Source organism: Neolewinella aquimaris (genome assembly GCF_014197245.1).
GTDB classification, from domain to species: Bacteria; Bacteroidota; Bacteroidia; order Chitinophagales; family Saprospiraceae; genus Neolewinella; species Neolewinella aquimaris.
On sequence record NZ_JACIFF010000004.1, the window covers coordinates 22,463 to 46,929 of the forward strand.

General features: G+C 57.7%; 16 protein-coding genes. 8 read left to right on the forward strand and 8 right to left on the reverse strand.

The window, feature by feature from the left end; translation table 11 throughout:
* Positions 1 to 10: 10 nt before the first annotated feature.
* From nirB to GGR28_RS08850, 4 genes are all read right to left on the reverse strand, one after another.
* Positions 11 to 2,521, reverse strand: a complete 2,511-nt coding sequence (gene nirB / locus GGR28_RS08835; protein WP_183495424.1) for a nitrite reductase large subunit NirB — start codon at positions 2,519 to 2,521, stop codon at positions 11 to 13.
* A gap of 180 nt (positions 2,522 to 2,701) precedes the next feature.
* Positions 2,702 to 3,778: an NTP transferase domain-containing protein gene (locus tag GGR28_RS08840; RefSeq protein ID WP_183495425.1), complete on the reverse strand. Its 1,077-nt coding sequence runs from the start codon at positions 3,776 to 3,778 to the stop codon at positions 2,702 to 2,704.
* Between the two features lie 11 nt (positions 3,779 to 3,789).
* On the reverse strand, positions 3,790 to 4,980 hold the full coding sequence (locus GGR28_RS08845; protein WP_183495426.1) for a molybdopterin molybdotransferase MoeA: 1,191 nt from the start codon (positions 4,978 to 4,980) through the stop codon (positions 3,790 to 3,792).
* Positions 4,981 to 5,048: 68 nt separating this feature from the next.
* Positions 5,049 to 6,878, reverse strand: a complete 1,830-nt coding sequence (locus GGR28_RS08850) for a UbiD family decarboxylase (RefSeq protein ID WP_183495427.1) — start codon at positions 6,876 to 6,878, stop codon at positions 5,049 to 5,051.
* Positions 6,879 to 7,264: 386 nt separating this feature from the next.
* On the opposite strand from GGR28_RS08850, the gene GGR28_RS08855 reads away from it, so the two are divergent.
* From GGR28_RS08855 to GGR28_RS08870, 4 genes are all read left to right on the forward strand, one after another.
* A complete protein-coding gene (locus GGR28_RS08855) occupies positions 7,265 to 7,996 on the forward strand; it encodes a sulfotransferase-like domain-containing protein (RefSeq protein ID WP_221233848.1) in 732 nt (243 codons plus the stop codon).
* Positions 7,997 to 8,006: 10 nt separating this feature from the next.
* Positions 8,007 to 8,903, forward strand: coding sequence for an aminotransferase class IV (locus GGR28_RS08860; protein ID WP_183495428.1), 897 nt, complete (start codon positions 8,007 to 8,009; stop codon positions 8,901 to 8,903).
* A 455-nt stretch (positions 8,904 to 9,358) separates the two neighbouring features.
* Positions 9,359 to 12,541 (forward strand): DUF1553 domain-containing protein, encoded by a 3,183-nt coding sequence (locus GGR28_RS08865; RefSeq protein WP_221233849.1) that lies wholly within the window; start codon positions 9,359 to 9,361, stop codon positions 12,539 to 12,541.
* A gap of 22 nt (positions 12,542 to 12,563) precedes the next feature.
* Positions 12,564 to 14,018 (forward strand): DUF1501 domain-containing protein, encoded by a 1,455-nt coding sequence (locus tag GGR28_RS08870; RefSeq protein WP_183495430.1) that lies wholly within the window; start codon positions 12,564 to 12,566, stop codon positions 14,016 to 14,018.
* Positions 14,019 to 14,240: 222 nt separating this feature from the next.
* Here GGR28_RS08870 and GGR28_RS08875 read toward each other — a convergent pair whose 3' ends face one another.
* Positions 14,241 to 15,803 (reverse strand): carbon-nitrogen hydrolase family protein, encoded by a 1,563-nt coding sequence (locus GGR28_RS08875; protein ID WP_183495431.1) that lies wholly within the window; start codon positions 15,801 to 15,803, stop codon positions 14,241 to 14,243.
* Positions 15,804 to 16,033: 230 nt separating this feature from the next.
* A complete protein-coding gene (locus GGR28_RS08880; protein WP_183495432.1) occupies positions 16,034 to 16,420 on the reverse strand; it encodes a hypothetical protein in 387 nt (128 codons plus the stop codon).
* A 158-nt stretch (positions 16,421 to 16,578) separates the two neighbouring features.
* On the opposite strand from GGR28_RS08880, the gene GGR28_RS08885 reads away from it, so the two are divergent.
* From GGR28_RS08885 to GGR28_RS08895, 3 genes are all read left to right on the forward strand, one after another.
* Positions 16,579 to 17,841 carry a hypothetical protein gene (locus GGR28_RS08885; protein WP_183495433.1) on the forward strand — a complete coding sequence of 421 codons (1,263 nt, stop codon included), beginning with the start codon at positions 16,579 to 16,581 and terminating at the stop codon, positions 17,839 to 17,841.
* 285 nt (positions 17,842 to 18,126) lie between these two features.
* The gene (locus tag GGR28_RS08890) at positions 18,127 to 18,456 is read left to right on the forward strand and encodes a nucleotide pyrophosphohydrolase (protein WP_183495434.1); all 330 of its coding nucleotides are present in this window, start codon (positions 18,127 to 18,129) and stop codon (positions 18,454 to 18,456) included.
* Positions 18,453 to 20,663 carry a DNA/RNA helicase domain-containing protein gene (locus GGR28_RS08895; protein ID WP_183495435.1) on the forward strand — a complete coding sequence of 737 codons (2,211 nt, stop codon included), beginning with the start codon at positions 18,453 to 18,455 and terminating at the stop codon, positions 20,661 to 20,663. Before GGR28_RS08890 ends, GGR28_RS08895 begins: the two co-directional genes overlap by 4 nt.
* 176 nt (positions 20,664 to 20,839) lie before the next feature.
* Here GGR28_RS08895 and GGR28_RS08900 read toward each other — a convergent pair whose 3' ends face one another.
* Entirely contained in the window at positions 20,840 to 21,409 is a 570-nt protein-coding gene (locus tag GGR28_RS08900) for a GIY-YIG nuclease family protein (protein WP_183495436.1), read from the reverse strand.
* Positions 21,406 to 22,599, reverse strand: a complete 1,194-nt coding sequence (locus GGR28_RS08905) for a hypothetical protein (RefSeq protein ID WP_183495437.1) — start codon at positions 22,597 to 22,599, stop codon at positions 21,406 to 21,408. The genes GGR28_RS08900 and GGR28_RS08905 overlap by 4 nt, the downstream gene beginning before the upstream one ends.
* Positions 22,600 to 22,770: 171 nt before the next feature.
* Here GGR28_RS08905 and GGR28_RS08910 point away from each other — a divergent pair, with 171 nt between their 5' ends.
* Positions 22,771 to 24,288 (forward strand): coiled-coil domain-containing protein, encoded by a 1,518-nt coding sequence (locus GGR28_RS08910; RefSeq protein ID WP_183495438.1) that lies wholly within the window; start codon positions 22,771 to 22,773, stop codon positions 24,286 to 24,288.
* Positions 24,289 to 24,467 lie beyond the last annotated feature (179 nt).

Consider the following 24,467-nt stretch of genomic DNA (forward strand, 5'->3'; position numbering starts at 1 on the left):
GGATTTGGAGTTACCAGGGTTTGGGCATTTTTTGCTCCCGTAGGGCTACGAATTCGAGTTCTTCCGCTTCGTCCGTGTTGACAAAGGGGCGGAAGCGGGCCCTCAGGGCGGGATCGTTCACGGCTTCCTTCCACTCGCAGCGGTAGCCGTTCACGAGGCCCTGCATTTCGGTTTCCAGCTCCTCATTGATGCCCAGGACGTCATCGACCACTACACTCCGCAGATAGGCGATGCCGCCCTCGAGTCCCTCCAGCCACTTGGCGGTGCGGACCAGCGGGCCGGCGGTGCGCAGGTAAAACATCAGGAAGCGATCAAGGTAGCGTACGGCCGTTTGGCGATCCACCGGTCCGGCCAGTAGTTCCGCATGCTTCGGGCGGGCGCCTCCGTTGCCGCAGACGTACACGTTGTACCCTTCCTCGACGGCGATCAGGCCGAAGTCTTTCCCCCGTGCCTCGGCGCACTCCCGGATGCAGCCGCTTACCCCGCCCTTCAGTTTGTGGGGGGAGCGAAGTCCCTTGTACCGTTCTTCGATCTCGATGGCGAAGGTGACCGACTCATCCATCCCGTAACGGCACCAGGTACTGCCTACGCAGCTCTTGACGGTCCGCAACGATTTACCGTAGGCATGACCGCTTTCGAAGCCGGCCGCGATGAGTTCTTCCCAGATCGGGGGCAACTGGTCCAGGCGGGCACCGAAGAGGTCAATGCGTTGTCCGCCGGTGATCTTGGTGTACAGCCCGTACTTTTTGGCGACGGCCCCAATGGCAATCAGCTTGTCGGGCGTGATCTCGCCGGCGGGCACGCGGGGTACGACGGAGTAGGTACCGTTGCGCTGAATGTTAGCGAGGAAGCGATCGTTCGTATCCTGAATGGCGGCCTGGGGGTTTGCCGTTTCGGCGTAAACGGTGGCGAAGATGCCGGCCAGCGCCGGTTTGCACGTTTCGCATCCGTGGCCGTGGCCCAGTTCATCTAGCGCTTCGTCGTAAGTGCGCAGTTGCTTCAGCACGATCAGGTCGCGGAGTTCCTGGCGGGTGTAGGCGAAGTGTTCGCAGAGGGTGTTGCGGACCACCCTACCCTGCGACTTTAAGTAGTTCTCTACCAGGTCGGAGAGAATCGGCTTACAGCCCCCACACCCGGTTCCGGCTTTGGTGCAAGCAACCAGGTCCTTTACCGAATGAGCTTGCTCTGCTGAGAGGTGACCGCAGAGGGTACCCTTCGTGACGTTCTCGCAGGAACAAATAACCGCAGCGTCCGGAAGGTCCATGATCCCTGCACCTGCGTCCCCGCCCGAACCCCGCGTGCCGAGAATCAGGTCCTCCGGCTGGGGCGGCAGCGCCATGGCGTTTTTGTAGATCTGGTGGAGCATGTTGTAGTCCGCCGCGTCGCCGACGAGGATACCGCCCAGCAAACGACTTCCGTCGGGAGAAACATTGATGCGCTTGTAGATTCCGGCGGCTTCGTCGTGGTAGACAATGGAGCGGGCCGTACCCGGTTCCGGGAAGCACTCGCCGAAACTGGCCACGTCGGTACCGATCAGTTTGAGCTTCGTGGAGAGGTCGATTGACTCCGGCATGCACCCTCCGTCGGCGTCGGCCATAATGGTACTGAGCGACACCCGCGCCATATCGTAGCCGGGGGCCACCAGGCCGTAGATCATCTCGCGGTAGAGGGCCGCTTCCCCGATCACGAAGACATCCGGTGCGCTCGTGCGCATGTATTCATCGGCCAGAATACCGCCCCGGGGACCGACTTCAATTCCGGCCTTTCTGGCCAGCTCATCCCGCGGCCGAATGCCCGCCGAAATAATGAGTAGGTCGGCCTCCAGTTGGCTTCCGTCGCTAAAATCGAGGTGAGTGATGCAGCCGTTGCCCCCGACGGCCGAGGTAGATTTGGATAGGTGAACGCCCAATCCGAGCCCCTCCAGTGTCGACGTAAGGGTGGCGGCCCCGCCCTCGTCCAGTTGTCGGGGCATAAGCCGCGGGGCGAACTCTACTACATCTGTCGGCAGTCCCATGTCGAGGGTGGCCTTCGCCGCTTCGAGTCCGAGCAGACCGCCACCCATGACCACCGAGCGGGCTCCGGGCAACTCCCGAAGTTTGGCGGCATAGTCGAGAATGGCGTCGAGGTCTTCGATGGTGCGGTATACGAACACCCCCGATTTTTCCTTTCCCGGAATCGGCGGGACGAATGGTACGGAGCCGGTGGCGAGCACCAGGTAATCGTAGTGCATCTCGTAGCCCAGGTGGGTACCGAGTTGGCGGTTTGCCGTGTCGAGCTCGGTGACCAGTTCGCCGGTGCGGAGCTCGATCTGGTTTTCGGCGTACCACTCCCGGGTGGCGAGGGAAAGCTTGTCGGCGTCGCGGTCGGTGAAGTAGGCGCTCAGGTGGACGCGGTCGTAAGCCGGTCGCTGCTCCTCCCCGAATACGGTGAGTTGAAACGCATGACGACGCGGGTGGCGGGCGAATAGGTCGCAGAACTTGTGTCCTACCATTCCATTGCCGATGACGACGATCTGTTGCATGTGGGCGCGGCTTAGGGTTACGTAATTAACTACGTAGGCAAAAATACGTACTATTTACGTATATACGCAAGCTTTTGGGCAGAAATATCGACACCGTCCAACGGCTTAAGCCGTCGGACGGTGTCAGAAACCCGCAGAATTCCGTAGTACGTAAATACGTAGGCCACCCTTTTCACGCGATCACCCCAGCAACTCCTGCACCCGCCGCCGCTCCTCCGGGGTGTTGGCGTTGGTGAGGGGCTCAAGGTCCTCGAGGTCAACGATGGCGGTATTGCTGTTGATGAGCAACTTGCGCGGACAGGAATACCCCAAAGCCAGAAACTGCAGCAAACGCGGATACGCCCGCGGCTCGTAAATGGCCACCAGCGGCTCGGGCCACTCCCGACCGGGACCACGAACGGCGGTGGCCACGTGATCCGGCCGACGGGCGGAAATCAATTGACGTAAAGTCGGTGCTTCGAGCAGGGGCAGGTCGCAGGCGAGAACCAGCCAGGCCGCATCCGGATCAATGAGGAAGGCGGAGCAGATGGCACCGGCCGGGCCGAGCCCCAGAAAACGGTCGGTAACTACCGGTATGGGGAAACGATCGCCGTCCTCCGCCTCACGAACCGAGACGCTGGCCGCAACACCCAGATCGGCGCAGACCTTCGCCAGTCGCTCGACTTCCGTATTCCCGTCGCGGTACACGAGTTTGCTTTTGTCCTCTCCCATTCGTTCACTCCGCCCCCCGGCAAGGATCAATGCCCGCAAGCGGGGCACGGCGGCACGCAATTCGTCGGCAATGAGCGGAAGCAGCTCCCCCACCCGCTCCAGCGGGTACACCGGCGCCGCGGGCAGCCATTCGGGCAGTTCGCCACTCACGTGCACGACCGCGAACACATCGCTCAGTTGGTCCCTTCTTCGCTCCAGCGTTCCCGCCTTATTTTCGTCTACGAAGACGATCTGCCGGGCGGCCGGATAGTGGTTGCCGTTGACAAGTGCAAGATCGTACGCCTGACCCAGCAGCCGGTCGTCGAAGTCGTTCCAGGATGCGTCCGGAGCGGTAAAGTGCTTGCGGTCATAGCGCACGGATGTCGGCACGTCGGGTTCGTGGTGCTCGCCGGTGACCAGCAGACAGCGGAAGTCGCGCGAGAGCGAATCGGCCCACGCCCGCATCAATTTTTCCATGCGTTCGCAAGTAGAACCGACGAGGGCAAATTCGGTACGGGCGTAATTTCCCAGGGCGGGGCGGGCGATTTTCGGGTGCTTCTGGTGCATGGCGGCCGGAGTTAGAGGAGGCGGAGGGGTAAGTATGGAAAACTTTCGCCGGCGGGAAAGTTGGATCGGTCGGCGGAAAGCACGGCAAATCCGTCGGTACGGAGCAGACTTACGAGGTCTCCACTGCCACTGCCGACCACCGGTCGGGCGCTCAGCACTTCGGTAGAAGCATCGACCGTTACGGATAAAAACAGCGTAAGGGCGGGCAAAAAGCTTACCTCCTCGGCCAGGCCAACGGCATATTTGTCATCCGCTACTCCCAGTTGTCGCCGCAACCACGGTCCGACGTACGCCACCGCACCTACTAGGCTCGACACCGGATTTCCGGGCAGGGCAAACACCATAGCGTCCGCATTGCGGCCTACCCACAGGGGTTTTCCCGGTCGCTGGGCCACGCGGTGGAAGAGTCGTTCGATGCCGGCCGCGGCCAGCCAGTCGGGCACGTGATCCAGCTTGCCCTTCGATACGCCACCGCTGAGGAGGAGCAGGTCGTGGCGATCGATCAGGTTGCGGAGTTTTTCCTGTCCCCGGTCGGCGGCATCGGGCAGGTGGTCCAGGGTGGGCTCGATGCCGACGGACCGGAAAAGTCCCGCCAGCTGGTGCACGTTGGAACTGCGGATCTGGTGATCGAGGGGCGTGCGGTCTACCGGTACCACCTCGTCTCCGGTAGAGGCGATCGCGACGCGGGGCAGGCGACCCACTTTTACCTGTGCCACGCCGTAGGTGGCAAGTATCGCCAGTTCCGCCGGCCCGATCTTTCGCCCCGCTTCCATCATCAGGTCACCAGCCACGGCATCCTTGGCCCTCCGGTGAATGCTATTGCCGTCCGTAACCCCCTCCGGCAACCGGAAGTCCTGTCCGTCTTTTTCGAGGTCCTCGTAGCGGATCACCGTGGTGGTGCCGGGTGGCAGGGGCGCGCCCGTCATGACTTCCACGCACTGCGTTTTATCGCGCAGGACTTGGGGGGCGGTACCCGCGGGAGCAAGGTGGGAAACCGAAAAGCGACGCTGACCGGCGGCATACGCGGTGTAATCCACGGCAATGCCGTCCATGGCCACGCGGTCGAAAGGGGGCTGGTCGCGGTCGGCGTGCACTTCCTGGCGTAGGACGCGGCCGGTCGCCCGGTCGAGGGGGACGGTTTCGGTGCCCCAGTCGAAGGATTGCTGCAGGACAAGGTCGAGGGCGGCGCTGTAGTGGATCATGGGGGTAAGGTAGGCTACTCGGCGTGCAAGGTATCCACTTTGGTTACGCGGCGTGCAACGCCTCGACCTCAGAGGTAGCGGCTGACGATTTCCGCTGCACGCTCCTGCACTTCCGTGTCCCTCACCAGTCCGGGTGCGTGCCAGGGCTTCACGCGAGCGTCGATCACGACCGGACCCCGGCAGCCCCAGTGCTTGTGCTCGGTGAAGGCGTCGATGCCGTGTACGTCGTGACTCGGGTTGCTGCGGGTGAAGGTGGCCCAGACGAAATTGGAGAAGTCGGCGGCGAGGAAGTCGCTGTCGTCGCAGAGGATGAGGAGGGGGTGGGTGAGGGAGTGAAGGAGTGAAGGGGTGGAGGAGTGAAGGAATGAAGGGGTGGATTCCAGCCGTTTGACATCTTCGTAGCTATTCTTGTCATTGAAGGGGGGCGCTTCGATGGCCAGGATGCCCGGGGCGACCATGCGGGGGTTGCCGAAGCCTGCGGGTAGCTGCAGCTGATCGGGGATTTCGGTGGCCAGCTCCCGTCGTTTTTCGCCGCGACAGGCCCAGATGAGTTTGGAGCCCGCGTTCCAGCCGGAGCCGGAGTAGTCCAGGGTATCGATGGTGGTGCGGGTCTGGAAGTGGAGGTCGCGGGTGGGGTCGAAGCGTTCGAGTAGGTGCTGAAAGAAGGCCGGTTGGTCGTTGGCGTCGAGATCGGGGTTGTCCTCTTCGGCGACGATGAGGCAGTACTTGGCGAGGCTCGTCTGTCCCGAGCCCAGAATGCGGTTGGCCTGGGTGATAATTTCTTCCGGCACCCGCTCGCGGAAGGGCATGTAGCGTTCCGATCCGATGGCCAGGAGGAGGGGGTGAACGCCCGCTTCGTCGACCGCATTGATCTGGCGGATGCCGGGAAATTCACCCGGAGTGAGCTCCTTGACGATCTTGTGGATGAGGTAGCCAAAGTTGGAATCCTCCGCCGGCGGGCGCCCCACGACCGTGAAGTGCCACAGCGGGTCCCTGCGGTGCCAGACGGCCTCTACGTCCATGACCGGAAAGTCGTGCTGTAGGGAATAGTAGCCCAGGTGATCGCCGAAGGGCCCTTCCGGTTTTTTCTCTCCCTTGCGAATGGTGCCGGTGATCACGAAGTCGGCGTCGGCGGAGAGCAGGTGATCGCCGTCCCAGGCATATCCGAAGCGGCGGCCGGCCAGCATTCCGGCGAAGGTCATTTCGCTCAGTCCCTCGGGCAGCGGCATGATGGCGCAGAAGGCGTGGCTCGGCGGTCCGCCCACGAAAATCGAGCAGCGGAAGGGCTCGTCCGACTTCAGGTACTCGGTGTGGTGCACGCCGATGCCGCGGTGCAACTGGTAGTGGAGACCAATTTCTTCGTTCGGCCGGTAGTCGTTGCCGGTGAGCTGGATGCGGTACATGCCGATGTTGCTCTGCATCACTTTTTTGCTGCCGGGTGGCAGCGTACACACCTGGGGCAGGGTCACGAAAGCACCGCCGTCCATGGGCCACGATTTGATGAGCGGCAGCTGGTCGATCGTCGTTTTAGCGTACTGGACGGCGGGGCGCAGGTGCCGGCGCGGGAAGGCGGAGAGCGCAGTAAATGGGCTTCCAACGTAGCGCAGCGGGTTCTTTGCGAAGTTGGCGGGGTCGGCCTTGAGCTCTACGACCTTTTTGACCCGCGGCAGGGTATCGCGGAAGAGGAAATCGGTGCGCTCCCGGGTGCCGTAGAGGTTGGAGAGGGCCTGAAAGGGACTGCCCTTCACGCGCTCGTAGAGGACGGCCGGGCCGCCGGCAGCGAATACCTGGCGGTGGATCTCGGCCATTTCCAGGTCGGGGTCGACGGTTTCGGTGATGCGGATCAACTGACCCGTGCGTTCGAGGTCGGCGGCGGCGGCGCGGAGGGAGGCGTACATGCCTGCAACAATGAGGGGGGAGCGGATTTGGTTGCGAGGGGGAGGATGCTTCCCGAAGACCCGGCCTAAAAAAGCCAACCCCCGGCCTAACGGGCCGGGGGCATTTGGGATCTGAGAGACACTTTAAAAAAACACTAATCCAATCTAAAAATTCTATAGGCTGATCATAAATCTACCGCACTTACACCAAATTGGAGCACTTTGGATTTACCCGCACGGAAAAAATCCGGCACTTTTGGCGCGTCGCACACTGGGCGCGGAACCGTTTAAAGTCCGTTACCTACCTTTTCGGCGCCAACGGACACCGCTTACAGTACTTTCCCTTCTTCAGGTATTTTTCGCAGCATTTCTTCTTTTTCCCTTTTTTCTCCTTCTTTTTCTTTCCCATGCTTCCCATAACCCGCCAGCGCATCAACCTGTGGTCATCACCGCGTAATATTAGTACGGCAATTATGTACGCCTTTGCCCAGCGGTCGGACACCCACGTCGTCGATGAGCCCCTCTACGCCCACTACCTGCTCCACCAGCCTACCGAAGCCAGTCATCCGGGCCGAGAAACCGTGCTGGCCAATCAATCGGGAGACGGCCGGGAAGTGGTGCGACAGATGCTACACGAGGACTACGGAAAGCCGACGGTCGTATTCAAGCAGATGACCCACCACCTGGTCGACCTTCCCCTGGATTTTCTGGACGAGATGACCAATGTCCTGCTGATCCGTGATCCCCGTGAGATCCTGGCCTCCTTTTCCCAGGTCATCGAACGGGTTACCGCGGAGGACATCGGCTTACCCCAGCAGGCCCGGCTTTTTGCCCATTTGCACGGCACCCGCGGCCCCGCCACCGTGGTTGACAGCCGCCGTTTGCTGGAAAATCCGGCGGGCGTTCTCGAAAAACTTTGTCACCGTCTCGCACTTCCCTACGACCCGGCCATGCTCAGTTGGCCCCCGGGCCCCAAACCCTACGACGGCAGCTGGGCCGAGCACTGGTACGCCGGCGTTCACGGGAGTACGGGCTTCCGGGCATACCGGCCCAAACCCATCCGACTTTCCCCGGCGCTGAACGATATTGCGGAGCAGTGTCGACCCATTTACACAGAACTGCTTGCCCACGCACTTTAGGAAATTAGCTATGCTACAAGGATTTAACCCCGCCAACAAGGACATCCAGGTTTACATCGACGGCGAACTGCTGCACCGCGACGAGGCGAAAATCAGTGTCTTCGACAGCAGCGTACAGGGCGGTGATGCCGTCTGGGAAGGACTGCGGGTGTACGACGGCCGGGTGTTCTCGCTGAATGCTCACCTAGACCGACTCTTTGACTCCGCCCACGCGCTGTGGTTTCAGGGTGTACCGCCCCGGGAAACCGTCGTGGAAGCTATTCGTCAGACGCTCGAAGCCAACGACATGCACGACGACGTTCACATCCGGCTCACCCTTACCCGCGGCCGTAAGATCACCTCCGGCATGGATCCCCGTCTCAACCAGGCGGGCTGCACGCTGATCGTACTGGCCGAGCACAAGCCCCCGGTATATCCCGAATCGATCACCCTGGCGACCAGCTCCGTACGGCGCAACAGTCCGATGAGCGTCGACTCCAAGATCCACCACAACAACCTGATCAACAACATTATGGCCAAGATCGAAGCCAACCAGGCGGGGGCGGATGCCGGATTGATGCTCGATAAGGACGGTTTCGTGTCGGAAGCCAATGGCGTCAACGTTTTCCTCATCCGTCGCGGAAAAGTACGGACCCCCTGGGCGGATTACTGTCTGCCGGGCATCACCCGCGCTACGGTGATTCGGCTGTGCAACGCCCACGGCATTCCCTGCGAGGAAGCCCGCCTCTCCCCCAGCGAATTTTACGTGGCCGACGAGGTCTTCACCACCGGCACCATGGGCGAGCTGACGAGAGTACGGGCCATCGACGGGCGGGAAATCGTGAATAAGTACGGGGGGTCGGTACTGGAGCAGGTGCAGGAGATGTTTCGGGAGCTGACGCGGTCGGCGGGGACGCGGTTGGTGTGATGGGGTAGGACGAGCGGCCTTTGGTCCGAGACTTTTTTTAAACGCAGATTTAGGCAGATTTTTTTCGCGGATTTTCGCAGATTCAGGCAAAGCATAAGGTAGAGCGGCCTTTGATCCGAGACACTTCACCACGGATGGCCACTGATTTTCACGGATTTTTGTCCTCCGCCGAATGCTTCGGCTGGCGCCATAAAGCGGTAGCTGAAGTTCGTCGGCCGATTAGGGCTGTTTGGGAGACAGGTCGTGCGGTGGCTGGTCCGGTACATTGACCGCGGATCACGTAAAAGTCGCAGATTACGTCGCGGGTTCGAATCCAGCGGCTTCCGATTCGAGTCATAGAGCACAGTTGCCTACTGCATTGAGTAAATGCTTAGTAGTCTGCGGAACTTCGTATACTTGGTAGCTCAAGTCGAATCCGCACCATGCACCGAAACCCCCGGAAATCGAACTCCCTTTTGCCCTGGTTAGCCGTAGCGGTGTCGCTGCTTTGGATGACCGGCTGCGGTAGGGGTACCGAGGAGGACTGGATCGCCGCGGTTCCGGATCAGCCGGATTTTACTTATGACGTCAAGCCTATTTTGTCCGATCGCTGCTTTACCTGCCACGGTCCGGATCCGACAAAGCAGAAGGCCGGACTCGCCCTGCATACCGCGGAGGGTGCTTTCGCGGAGCTGTCCGATAGTCCCGGACGTTTTGCCATCGTACCCGGAGATCCCGCGGCAAGTGAAGTGTACCGGCGCATCACCAGCGAGCGGGCAGATATGGTCATGCCCCCACCAGAGAGCCACCTGACTACGGACGCTTACGAGCGCGAAGTGATTCGGCGGTGGATCGAGCAGGGGGCGACCTACCAGCCCCACTGGGCGTTTACGGCACCGCAGCCGGTTGCCGTGCCGGAGGTGGACGATGCAAATAATTGGGCCCGGAGTCCGATCGATAAATTTGTACTCGCGACCCTGAAGAGAAAGGGGATGGAGCCCAGTCCTGAAGCGGATAAATCCACCCTCCTGCGTCGGGTGACCTTTGACCTCACCGGCCTGCCGCCGACCCCGGAGGAGATCGAAGCCTTTCTGGCGGACAATTCCCCGGACGCCTACGATAAAGTGGTCGACCGGCTGCTCGCTTCCCCCCACTACGGCGAGCGGATGGCCTCCATCTGGTTGGATCTGAGCCGCTACGCCGACAGTCACGGGTACCAGGACGACCGTCCGCGCACCATGTGGCCCTGGCGCGACTGGGTCGTAAGTGCCTACAACCAAAACCTGAATTACCGCGACTTCGTCACCTGGCAACTGGCCGGCGACCTGCTGCCCGACGCGACCTACGCCCAACGGCTAGCTACCGGCTTCAACCGCAACCACCCCATCACCCAGGAGGGCGGGATCATCCCGGAAGAGTACCTGGCCGAATACGCCAGCGACCGTACCCACGTCTTCGGCACCGCTTTCCTCGGCCTTACTGTGGAGTGCGCCAAGTGCCATACCCATAAGTACGATCCGATCCTCCACACCGACTACTACCAGCTCACCGCCTTCTTCAACAACATCAACGAGCGGGGTGCGGCCAACGGCTACTACGACGAAGCCCCCGTACCGAATATGCCGATCGAGGATCCCGCACTAGTGGAGCGGATGGACGGGGTAAAGCAGTACATCGCACGGTTGGAAAGCACCCAGCGGGAACTGGAGCAGTCCCGCGGTGTGCCGACCGTACATGCACCGGAGGAGTCAGCGGCGGAACTCCTGGACCGGGGGCTGATCGCCCACTACCGCCTCGATGACAACCGGGGAAAACGCACCCTTGCTACGGTGCCGGAAGATGGGATCGGCTGGATGAACTACAACCTGCCACCAACTTTTGCGGACGTCAAGGTAACTGAGGGGAAGAGCGGCGATGCCCTGGCGTTTGACGGAGAAAACTACGTCTCCCTCGGCCTGGTCGGCGATTTCGAGCACCACCAGCCCTTCTCCGCGACCGTCTGGATCAAGCACAACGGGCGGGGTGATTCGCGCGCGATCTTCGGCAAGCGCATGGACGAACTGCGGCATAATGGCTACGACCTGGTACTCACCGGAAACAACAAACTGGCCTTCCGCCTGGCGGGTTACTGGTGGCAACCGGACCAGTATCCTGAGGGCCTCGAAGCCGTGGAGGTGCAGAGTGTAGCTTCCGTCCCCGCCGGTTCCTGGCAGCAGGTGTCGGTCACTTACGACGGCTCCGGGCGGGCGGACGGCATTCAGCTATACCTGGGCGGACGAGCGCAGGAGCAACGAACCTTGGTCGATAACCTGCGGGGCAACACCATCCTGAACGGCAACCACTTTTCTCTGGGCAACTGGAACCAACGCGGAAAAATAAAGGGAGCGCTGGGCGGCTTTGCCGGCGGCGCGATCGACGAACTGCGGCTGTACGACCGTGAGCTTAGTCCGGTGGAAATAGCACTACTGGCCCGGACGACCACTCCCGAAGACTACCCGGAAGGCCCGCTTTCCCTGGATCGGTTTGCACCCGCGTCCGCGCATAAACATAAGCTGCTGCACTATTCGGACGTGTACCGCCGCAATGTGGAGCTGCTGGATAGCCTACGGGCGGTGGATCAAAGCCTGCCCTCCGTCATGGTGATGGAAGAACGCGACACGGTGGCCCCGACCTACCTGCGACTGCGGGGGGAATACGACAAGCTTGGAGAGCGGGTCGAGCGCAAAGCACCGAGTGCCCTGCCTCCCCTACCGGACGACGCGCCGAAGAACCGCCTCGGACTGGCGCAGTGGCTGTTCTCCGAAGAGCACCCCCTCACCGCACGGGTTGCCGTGAACCGATTGTGGCAGCAAATTTTCGGCCGCGGACTCGTCAAAACCGCCGACGACTTCGGCAACCAGGGGGAGCTGCCCACTCACCCGGAACTGCTGGACTATTTGGCCCTCGAATACCGCGACGGGGGGTGGGATACAAAAGCGATGCTGCGAACGATGGTGCTCTCCAGCACCTACCGGCAGAGCGGACACCTACGTCCCGGCGACCGCGAACGGGACACCGAAAACAAGTGGCTGGCGCGCGGACCGGCCGGCAAACTCACCGCCGAAATGCTGCGTGACCAGGCGCTTGCCGCCAGCGGACTACTCAACGACGAGATCGGCGGAAAGTGGGTAAAGCCGTACCAACCCAAGGGGCTCTGGAACGAAATGGCCTCCGAGATTGGGGAGCCCGTCTACCGTCCGAGCCGGGGATCCGACCTGTTTCGTCGCAGCCTCTACACCTACTTCAAACGCACCATCCCGCCCCCGGATATGCTCACGATGGACGCCGCCGAGCGGACCGTCTGTACGGTGAAACGACAGGAAACGAGCACACCGCTGCAGGCCCTAGTGATCCTGAATTCGAAGCTGTACCAGGAAGCCTCGCAGCACCTGGCGCAGAAGCTCCTGACCGAAGAAGCCGACGATAACGCACTAATTGAGCGCGCCTTTCAACGCATTGTCTCGCGCCCGCCCCGGGCGGAGGAGCAGGCCATCCTGAACGAAATGCTGGAGGAGAACATATCTTATTTTTCTTCCGATTCGAACGACGCCGACGAGCTGGTCGCCGCGAGCCTGGTCGTAAGTGCCATCTTTAACCTCGACGAAGCCCAGCGAAAGTGAGCCGCGCCCAAATCATCGAACCATGCTACTAGATCCTACCGATGAGGCCAGATTACGGATGAACCGCCGCCACTTTTTCGGCCGGGCCAGCCTGGGTTTGGGGTCACTGGCTATGGGTACCCTGCTGGGCTGTAGCAAGGAAAAAACCGCCCTCCTTCAGTCTGCGGATCCGACCTCCCGCCTCCACCTGCCGCGCATTGCAAAGCGGGTGATTTATCTCTTTCAGTCGGGCGGGCCGAGTCAGTACGAGCTCTTCGACCACAAACCACTGCTGCGCGAACGGCAGGGCGAGGAGCTGCCCGAAAGCGTCCGCGGCGACCAGCGGCTCACCGGTATGACCTCCGGCCAGGGCAGCAAACCGATGGCCGGCTCGCTCTTCGACTTCCAGCAGCACGGCGAAAGTCGGGCCTGGGTGAGCGAACTGATGCCCCATACGGCAGCCATCGCCGATGACCTCTGCTTCATCAAAACGATGCATACGGAGGCCATCAACCACGACCCGGCCATCACCTTCTTTCAGACCGGCAGTCAGCAGGCGGGACGACCGAGCATCGGCTCGTGGATGAGTTACGGACTGGGCAGCGACAACGAGAACATGCCCGCCTTCACGGTACTGCTGAGCCGGGGCGCCCAGCGGCCCCAACCCATTTACTCGCGGCTGTGGGGCAACGGCTTCCTGCCCTCCCTGCACCAGGGCGTGCAGTTCCGTAGCGGCAAGGATCCCGTCCTCTACCTTCGCGACCCCCAGGGCGTAGACCGCAACACCCGCCGCCGCTTCCTCGACGGACTCGCCAAACTGAACGAGCTACGCCTCGAGGACTTCGGTGACCCCGAGATCGACAGCCGCATCAGCCAGTACGAAATGGCCTACCGGATGCAAACCTCCGTCCCCGAGGTGATGGACCTCTCCGACGAGCCCGACGAAGTATTCGAGCTGTACGGCGAGGACGCCCGCAAGCCCGGCACCTACGCCGCCAACTGCCTCCTGGCCCGCCGCATGGCCGAACGGGACGTGAAATTCATCCAGCTCTATCACCTCGGTTGGGACCAGCACAGCGACCTGCCCCGCGAGCTCGCCAGTCAGGCCCGCGACACCGACCAAGCCTCCGCCGCCCTCGTGACCGACCTCAAACGCCGCGGCCTCCTGGAGGACACCCTCGTGATCTGGGGCGGTGAATTCGGCCGCACCAACTTCAGTCAGGGCAGCCTCACCGCCACCAACTACGGCCGCGACCACCACCCCCGCTGCTTCACCATCTGGATGGCCGGTGCCGGCGTCAAACCCGGCATCAGCTACGGCCAGACCGACGAACTGGGCTACAACATCGTAGAAAACCCCGTCCACGTCCATGACTTCCAGGCCACCCTCCTCCACCTCACCGGCGTCGACCACGAGCGCCTCACCTTCAAGCACCAGGGCCGGCGGTACCGGCTTACGGATGTGCACGGGGAGGTGGTGAAGGATGTGCTGGTGTGAGGGAGAGGCTTCTACTGCGCTAGTCGGCCGACGAACTTCAGCTATCGCTTGTGCCGATAGCCGAAGCATTCGGCGGACGACAACAATCCGTGTCAAATCCGTGGCCATCCGTGGTGAAAAAAAGAGTCTCGGACCAAAGGCCGCTCAATCTAGAGCATAGTCTAGTCGGCCGACGAACTTCAGCCATCGCTCAGCGCGATAGCCGAAGCATTCGGCGGACGACTATTTCAGTGTCAGTGAATATACATCCGTTCGCCGGTCCCGCAGATTGTGCACGCTGCCGTGCTCGTGGAGTTCCTTGAGCAGATCGAGGTCGACGTCGGCCACCAGGATCATCTCCGTATTGGGAGTGGCTTCCGCTTTGACGCCGTTGCTGGGGAAGGCGAAGTCGCAGGGCGTAAAGACCATCGACTGGGCATACTGGATGTCCATGTTGTGCACCTTCGGCAGGTTGCCGACCGAACCGGCGATGGCTACGTAGCACTCGTTCTCGATGGCGCGGGCCTGGGCGCAGTGGCGGACCCGGCTGTAGCCATTCTGGGTGTCGGTGAGGAAGGGAACGAAGAGGATATCTACGTCCTGCTCGGCCAGTAGGCGGGGCAGTTCGGGGAACTCGACGTCGTAGCAGATCAGGATGCCGATCTTGCCGCAGTCGGTATCGAAGGCGCGCAACTGGGTGCCGCCGACCATGCCCCAGACCTTGGCCTCATCGGGGGTCACGTGCAGCTTGTAGAACTTCTCCACTGAGCCGTCGCGCTTGCAGAGGTAGCCGACGTTGTAGAGCTTGCCGTCCTCCACCGAGGGCATGGAGCCGGTGATGATGTTGATGTTGTAGGAGATGCTGAACTCCGAGAACTTCTTCACGAGGGGCTCTGTGAACTCCGCCAGTTTGCGGATGGCTTCCGGTTCGGGGAGGTCGTTGTAATCCGCCATCAGCGGCGCATTGAAGAACTCCGGGAACAGGGCGAAATCCGAGCGGTAGGCCGCTACAGCATCTACGAAGTACTCCGCGTGCTCGAGCAATTCCTCGACGCTCCGGTAGGGCCGCATCTGCCACTGGACGAGTCCGAGGCGCACGACGCTCTTGTCGGTGCCCACCTTGCGGGTCGGGGCGGTGTAGAGTACGTTGTTCCACATCAGCAGCGCGGCGTATTCCTTGCTTTCAAGGTCGCCCTCGAGGTAGTTCTTCATGATCTTCTTGACCACGAAGTCGTTGGCAAACTGGAAATTCAGGACGGGGTCGTGGATGTCTTTCGACTTCACCCGGTCGATGTACTGCTTGGGCGTCAGCTTGTCGGCGTACTCGTAGTACTTCGGCAGGCGGCCGCCGAACATGATGCCTTCCAGGTTCCACTCCTCACAGAGCTCCTTGCGGTAGTCGTACATGCGCCGGCCGAGACGAAGGCCGCGAAACTGGGGCGCTACGAAGACGTCTACTCCGTAGAGGATATTTCCCTCCGGGTCGTGGGTATCAAAGGTGTACTTGCCGGTAATTTCCTCGTAGGTATGGCTGTCCGTGAACTTGGAATAGTCCACGATGATCGACAGGGCACAGCCGGCGAGTTGTCCGTTGATGTGGATAGCGACCTGCCCCTCCGGAAACCGTTCGATCAATTGCTGAATCTCGCCCCGCGACCAGGCCGCGTCGGGCAGCATGGCGTAGGCCTTCTCCATAATGGCCCGCAGCTGCTTGTATTCCCGGATCGTGAGGTATTTCAACTCCACCTTCTCGATTTCGGGGTGGACGAGGGGAGACGCTACTTCCGGGGTATTGGGACTGGCCATAGGGGGATTGGTATTCGATTGGGGTAAAGGGAGAGAACGCGGGGGACGGGCACCGGGTTTGGTAGCGATGGCTTCCGCGTCTGCATTGCTCCTTTGATAGCGTGTCAGCTCCTGCGCTTCGCCGCCCGAATCGAAGTGCGCCTTGCCGTATACGTTGTAGGGCCGTCCGGAGCCAGCCAAGTACAATGCGGCCTCCGGCCGCGCTGAACTCTACGTCCACCAATCCCCTGCTACTCCCCGTTCTCCCCTATCCGATCCGCCCCCGTAAACAACACGTACGCATTATACCCCGGAACAAGCAACACCCACAGCGACCGACCCGCCGCCCGCACCCGATTGACGCATACGGTAATCACCAAGTATACATACGCCAAATAAAACCACGGATACAAGTAGGAGGCAAACGTGATCGGCGGGTGCCCGAACAGTAATCCATCGCCATGTCGTCTGAGGTTCGCCAGGATAGCGAGCAGCGTAGGCACCCCGAAGAATATGAGTGCGGGAGTAATCAATAACAAGAGGGCAAAGGCGGGAAAATATTCGCGGCTGATGTACCGCCGCGGGTTGTAGAGATCCTCGGCGTAGATACCCGGAGACGGGCGGGGGGGTGTGGGCATGCGGGTGGAGTGGTGGGGTACAGTAATTAAACGTAGGGTGGGTACCGAGATTATTAAATGCCACCCAAATGTCAGCGAGTGTACGTGATAACGCCCAATTCCCGTAACTTATGGGAACACCACCTCCCCGAATCTCATAAACGCGTAAAGCCACCACCGTGCAGCAGCGAACTCTCTGGTTAATTTTCATTGCCTTTGCCGTGCTGTCGATGGTCGCGGCCGGGCTGTACGTTGTATTTACGCCTACGCCCGATCCGCCGGCCGATGGGTGTTCCGAGTGCATCATTTACAAGGCCTTCGACGCGGAGGAACACCTCAATGCCGCGGCGTTCAGGAAGAGCCTGGATTCGAAAGTGGAGGCGGAGGTCGAGTTAAAGGTGAGCGATCAGGTCAGTACGGAGCTGTCCTCCGGCCACACGCTGGGGGTATCCGAGGGACAGGTGACCCGAACCTACAATTCCATACTTGCCGGAAACACCACCACTACTCAGCACGCCAACCTTTACCGGGCGGTGGCCTGCGCCTTCGATCAACTGTACTGTCGCAGCCAGGTGCTCACCGCCGCGGAGAAGGAGCGGAAGCGGGAGGGCGTATTGCGGGATTACGCCGTCGAGATTTATGCCCTGCTTGACCAGGACAATCCCCTCCTAGCCGGGGGGTCGCCCGCCGAGTCGGACACCGAGCAGCCGACTCCATCGGAGCCCGAGCCCGAGATACCGGTGCCCGCCGAGCCATCGCCTATCGATCCGCGTACGTCCGTTACGCGTTCGTCCCTGGATACCGCCAGCGTGGTGCGCGCCACCGAGCCGTCGTTACAGCCCGATCGCCCGACTGTCACCCGGGCACGACGACCGCGCATGGCGGAACCGACGCGCTCTCCGGAGGTGATCTTATCGGCCAGGAGGGAGACTGCCGACCGCCCTACCCTATCGCCAATGAGCTCTTCCTACCTTCCGGGCACTCAGGTTTACGACATTGTGCTCTTCGCCCCCAACGACGCCAGCGCAGCGCTGGTCGGTGGGCTGACCGAACAGCTCGAATCCGAGGGACTCACCGTTGGCAGTGACGTATTTTACGCAGAATTCATGACGCGATTCCGGCGTCATATTGCCGCGGGTGACTGGTCCTTCTTACCGGAACTCCAACTGGCCGACCGCGTCCACTGCCTCTGCCGCGTCCTCCCCGGCGAGCTCACCGCACAACCCAATTTTCGGGGAGGCGAGGTCTTTACTACGGTGACCGGTCTGGTGACGATCGAACTGGTTGATGTTCGTACCGGGCAAATTTTGGACAAGGAGACCATCACCGCTACGGGCCGGGGGAAGAAGGTGGATCGGGTGGCGGCGGAGGAGGATTGGGTGCGGGCGGTTGTGGGGAGTATGGCTTTTCGGGGGATGGGGTTTGGGGGGTGTGGGGGGTAGGAGCGGTAAGATGCGGCCTCCCCGATAGCTATCGGGGTGGAAGCATAAGGCGGTCTCCGACCGCGCTGTCGCACAAATGTGAAGCCTTTTCTATTCAGTCACCATGGGCGTCGCCATTACGCGTTTCCCCCACATCCTGAAATCCAGATGGTTTACTTCATGTCATTATTAGGTAGGTGCAAACTAGAAGGCAGCCGATGGCCAAAGTATTTCGACAGGGGATTTCCTGACAAGGCAAGCTGCTAAAGAATAACTATGCCTATGTTTGTCGGACATGGTTGAAGTATGAGTGAAACGGAAAAATTGATTCAACTCTTGGTCCAATTTCGTGATGACAGGGATTGGGAGCAATTCCATAATACCAAGGATTTAGCCGTCGCACTTAACATTGAAGCTGCTGAGTTGCTGGAATTGTTCCTTTGGAAGGACGCCAATGAAGCAGATAGAGACCGAGTTGCAGAGGAACTGGCTGATGTATTTGCCTATGCGCTATTGCTAGCCGATAAATATGACCTAGATGTTGTCGATATCGTTGAGAGAAAAGTACAACAGAACAGGATAAAATATCCGGTGGATAAAGCGAAGGGGTCTGCGAAGAAGTACGACGAGCTATGAGTTTACCATTTGAATTTCAAGTTGAGGTAGGAGACTTCAATTCTTCATATCTCAAGGAACTTGCGGTGAAAAGGTACGCAAGAGACCAATGGCCATTAGTTTATATTCTGAGCGATGGGAGGGAGAAGCAAGCATACGTAGGAGAAACTACGGATGTATTATCTCGTATGGACGTTCATCAAAAACACGCCAGAAAGCAATCCTTGACTACCGTCCACTTGATTTGGAGTGACTATTTCAACAAATCAGCGGCGTTAGATATTGAGTCAAGCCTAATTCAATATATGTCAGCTGACGGCGTGTTTAAACTAATGAATGGCAATCTAGGCATTGCAAACCACACTTATTACCAAAAGGCGGAATACTGGCAGACTTTCACATTCATTTGGGATAAATTGCTAGCAGAAGGTCTTGCTAAACATTCCCTTAAAGTTATTGACAACTCCGATGTTTTTAAATACTCACCTTACAAAGCACTGTCTAAAGAGCAAAGCTTAGGTTTACTTAATATTTTGAAAGTCTTGGCGAATGATACAGGTGACAACATAATAGTTCGTGGAGGGGCTGGTACCGGTAAATCAATACTGGCCATATTTATTTTTAAGCTGCTAAAGGCTCCAATCAGTAATTTGGACTATCAGGAATTTGGCGAATTTGAACAGGAGGTAGTCAAGTTGGTAACCACTATAAAAAGTAGATATAAAAACTTACACATGGGGCTGGTAGTGCCCATGACCTCTTTTCGTAAAACGCTTAAAAAAATTTTTAAGGGCATAGGGGGACTTACCGCGAGTATGGTTATTGGACCTTCAGAAACTGCTAAGCGCCCATACGATATTTTGATTGTTGACGAGGCTCACCGCCTGAGAAAGCGGAAAGGCCTAACAAGTTTTGGAGCGTATGATGCTGTAAATAAAAGGTTGGGCCTCGGCAAGTATAAGCATACGGAACTTGACTGGGTTTTAAAACAATCCCAAAAAGCAGTTTTCTTCTACGATGTTGGGCAGTCAATCAGGCCGTCAGACGTAGACACGGAAGATTTTGACAGGCTTAAATCTCAAAAAACCACAGTCGTACAGACGTTGAAATCGCAAATGCGATGTAGGGGAGGTAATGGGTACATCAACTTCGTAGATAATTTGTTGAGGAATGGCTCGAAAAGAAATCTAACTGCTTTTGAAAACTCTAATTACGATCTAAAACTATTCACTTCTCTCAAGGCCATGATTGAGGCAACAAGCGAGAACGAATCTAACTATGGTCTTAGCCGCTTGGTAGCGGGGTTCAGCTGGCGATGGGTGTCCAAAGACCAAACCAAGGATTACTACGCGCCCTACGATATTTATGAAGATGGAGTTAGTCTAAAATGGAATAGCACAAATGAGGATTGGATTAACTCTCCCGGAGCAATTGATGAAGCAGGATGCATCCACACCACTCAAGGGTACGATCTAAATTATGTAAGTGTCATCTTCGGATATGAAATTGGATATAACTCTAACACCGAGGAAATAGTATTTTGGAAGGACCGATACAAAGATCCAAAAGGAAAGAGCGGGGTGGAGGACGAAGAGTTACTGAAGAATTATGTACTCAACATTTACCGGACTATAATGCAGAGAGGAATTCTCGGTGCCTACGTATACGTCTGCGACCCTGCTTTGCGGGAGTACATGTCCCGCTACATCCCGTTAGCTATCTCCGAAACCCCCATTGAGAAACCCATTATTCCACTTCCTGCTCATCGGGTCGTCCCCTTCGAAAACAGCGTCCCCCTATACAGCATGAAGGCCGCCGCGGGAGGCTTCGGTCCGGTTGAAGCGGTTGAAGAGGAAGACTGGATCACTGTCCCCTCTCGGTATACACTGGACACCGACTGTTTTGCCTGCCGCGTAGTGGGAGAATCAATGAATCAAGTTATCCCGAATGGAAGCATTTGTTTGTTTCGCCGTTACAAAGGTGGATCCCGAAGCGGGAAAATATTCTTGGTTGAGCTAAATGCTTTTACGGACGCGGAGGCTGGCTCTGCCTATACGGTTAAGGAATACCGAAGTAAAAAGGTCCATAACGATGAGAACTGGGGGCACCGGAGTATTTCACTACACCCCCGTTCACATGGCTCATCTTTTCAACCCCTTGAGCTGACTGAGGAGTCTGCTTCAGAAATGCGGGTAATCGGGGAGTTTACTGCAGTACTAGGGAAGTGACATTCGGGCCGGTCGTATGGAGTTTACCCAGTTCCTAGCGGCTCCATCACCAAGTCGTCGATAAACTCACTTGCCGTACCCGCACAACTGATCCAAAGTAGACACTTTTGCCCGGAACTATTCGGGCGGCGGCGCGCAGGTGCGATATTTTTTGCTGAAAGAACGGACAATTTAGGTCAATGCGTCTCAAACGTGTTGAGTACCGTACCCATTTTTATGGAACAGTAGATTTCAAACAGGGCCAGTTGATCGGGATCGGAAATCGGCAACATGGCAATTTCTTGCTGGAGCAACCAATTCTGTACATGGCCAATCTTTTCGCAGTCCGGGTCGAAGTCTTCCCGTCCGCCGTCGTACTCGTTGTAGAGCGTCCGGGCAATCTTATAGGCCATGGAGGCGGAAAAATGACTCTTGCCGTTTACGTGCTGTTTGAGTCGACCCAGTACGCCACGCGAAATGCCGGCATAAAACGGCTTCCCATCGTGGTACCAAACGTAGATACCCCGGAAGTCGTCGGCCTCATTTGGGAACCAGTCCTCATGACCATCGTCGATGAGCAGCTTGCGGGCGGCGCTTTTGCCCTTACGGAAACCGACGAGATCCTCGATCGCGTAGGCGTGCTGGTGCTCCAGCTTTTTGATGTCCCGGGCAAACTGGACCTGTAGTTCGTCGTAGTCGGCTTCCCCCTTTCGCTCCCCGAGAACCAAATCGGAGATAGCCTGGGATGAGAGTCTGTTTTTAGTCATGCTTCTGTTGGTGTTTGCTTAAAGAGATGTTGCGCACTTTGTAGTGCGGTAGCAATATTTTGAGTGATGGAATGGATGTTCTCTCCATTCGATGGTAGAAGGTCGTTTGCCTGAAGATTAACGTTCAGGCTTCCTGCAGTTTTGGATTTCCTGTACTTCCCGCTTGCTTTCAGTTTGATGGCATCGCCAAATGTTTCTGTGAGTTCTTGCTGGAATAGCCGTAGCTGTTTTTCCTTCACTTCAGCGCTGGTTTCCTTCCAGAAAAACATGAGTTTAAAATTGAGCAATCCGTTGCTGTTTATCTCACAGTAGCGGCCGCCCCCGGGTGTCTGATCGGTCGGCTGGATGAAGTTCATGATAGTATCGGCGTTGGCGCCATACTTGTAAACGCTCGCCCGATAGCCTAGCTTGTTTACTTCATGGCGGTCGAGTAGTCCCCGCCTAATTCTTCCAAGCCGCATGAGTGGTAACAAGCCCCTACGGTCTCCGCTATCGGCTTCAACTTCATCTTCCTCCGTGTCCGCCTCCGCCTGCTCCCCTGGAAAGCAATTCTTCCGTAGACTAAGTTCCTTTTCCAGACTCCAACGCCATTGTTTGAACAGTTCGTCGGCCGGCAATTCTATGGATTGGGTGGCTTCTACGAAGCGCTCAAGTCCGCAGTGCTTCCATACTTTACCACAGCTGTCAAAGTCCTTTTCGTATTCCCCCGTACCCAGGGTGATGAAGGCACAGCGTGGGTTCTCACCGTGAGCCATTTTGTGGCGCAGGGTGTAGAGTTCGGTTTGCCGCATGTGGCTGATTTCGTCGCCGTAGCCGGAGAAATATTTAGCTCTGACATCGGACTCCATACATTTCCACTTCTCCAGGTCCTGCTTACCAAGCTTTTTCCAGCCTTCCGCATCGTCCACCTTCATTTCCAGCAGGAAGAGAGGCTTATCCTGCTCATCCAGCAGGGCGAGATCGATGTTTTCGTATTCCAGTTTAGGGGTCAGGTACGTTCCAGAGGGAATTTCCGCCAGTCCTAAACCTTTGATTAAGCTCTGCAATGGGGCCTCGTTATCGGCCTGCCACAGTTCGGCGAGATATGCGATCATGCCGCTATGGGTGCGGCCGTGATTGTAGTTGAGCCGGAAGAAGTTAGGGGCTGAAGTTCGGTCTGTGATTTGGGGCAAAGGAGAGTGGTTGATCATAAACGTATTGCTAAACATACAATATATCTTCGGATGCCGAACTTGAACGGTATTGAGACTAGACGATCTGCGAAACATTACGCGCGTATCGTACGGTAGCGTTAAGGTGATGCAGGCAGACAATAGGGCACCTCCGCTACGGTTGATTTGACAATATCCTTTAACTAAAGCATGAAGCAACATCCTGCCACCGGCAGCCCACACCGACCTATTGATAATAATGTGTACGCCTACGATAGTAGCCGCAATCCCCGACACATTTCGGAAGTAGATAGCGGTAAAAAAGGCTACCACTGCATGGGTTGTAGTTGGGAGATGATTGCCCGCAAGGGTGCGATCCGTGATCATCATTTCGCGCATGCTCCGCGAAATTGGGACGATAAGGGAGCGTGTACCTACTCGGACGAAACGTACCGTCATAAATTGGCAAAAGAAATTTTGCAACGAACGAAAAAAATACGGGTTCCTGCCGTCTACGTCTTTTCGGATGACGGGAAAAAAGCGGCTGAGCTATGTCCGGCTAGGACCGTTACCTCTACCACGGTACGCAACGAAATTCAGTTTTACGAGGACAAGGACGGGGAGGTTAAATGGGGCCGTGGGGTAAACTTCAACACAGAGGGGGTAGACTTCATCATCCAGCCAGACGTCACCTTCTTCAATGAGCAAGGTGAGCCCATTCTCCTGATTGAGCTGATGGCTACGCATAAGGTTGACGCCCAGAAGATCGCCAAGATCCGACGACTCGGTTTAGATACCGTCGAGGTCAGGATACCTAAGGATAGCCCGGAATCCATCGAAAAAGTATTTACCGTCACCGAAGAAACCGAGTGGCTCTACAACCATCAACAAGCTGAAGCCTATGCCAACGGAGTACACTTTCCCCAGGGAACTGATCATGGAATACCACCGGTTGCAGAATTCCAAAGAGCCGTTTTTCAAGCAGGCGAGACTTACACCTGCCGAAGTTTCCAGCTTAGAGACCTTATACGCGGACTTAGAAAGTGCGTGGCAGGAGAACGATATCGCGCAGTTAAACAAGCAGCTACAGGAGAACTATCAAATGTTGAAGAGCGAAGAGCGGGACTTGGACAGCGCCTTAAAGACCATAGAAGCGCAGTGCGAGATCGACTTCAAAGAACACATGCAGCAAAAACAGATCGAATTGCAGCAGAAACAACAACTGTATCGAGAGCGATCGAAGACTGTGAACGCCGCTATAGACGATTGGAAAATAGATATAGAAAAAAGAGAGAAGAGCTTGACGCTGAACAAGCAGATTATCAATCAGCAGATACAGAACGAGTTGAAGAGCTTAGGGGAAAGGTGGAGTCGGTACGACTCGAACTGCGAAACCTTCGGACCTGGCAGGGAGAGGATGGCGAACCTCTTCCGAAAGCTCAGCGAGCTGTCGCAAGTTTCGAAACTAAAATCGAAGAAACTGAACGAGCTATCCAAGCAGAACGAGGCTTTGCGGAAGCGGAATCAGTTCGAATTAAACAAGAAATGGATGGAGCTTACCGCGCCATACAGGAGGGCGATTTCACAAAGCATAAAGGAATTGCCTCCATCTGTGCGAGAGCTGATGGCCAACGGCGGGTATTATCAGATTACGCGGAAGCACAAGGCCGTCTTAGCCGACTTAAAAAGCTTAGAGAAATACTTAATTCGGGAATGTGGAAAAAATAACGTGAGCCTAGCCGAACTGGAGCAATATCTTGACGCTCGGTTTCCCCCCTCATTCTCCAACACCACGCACCATCCAACATGAACTTCAATCACCTCCTTTGCCTGCTCCTATTCTTCCTCTGCTTTGATTCCTCCGAGATAGTGGCCCAGCACGTCCAACCACCTGTTGCCGCTCCGAT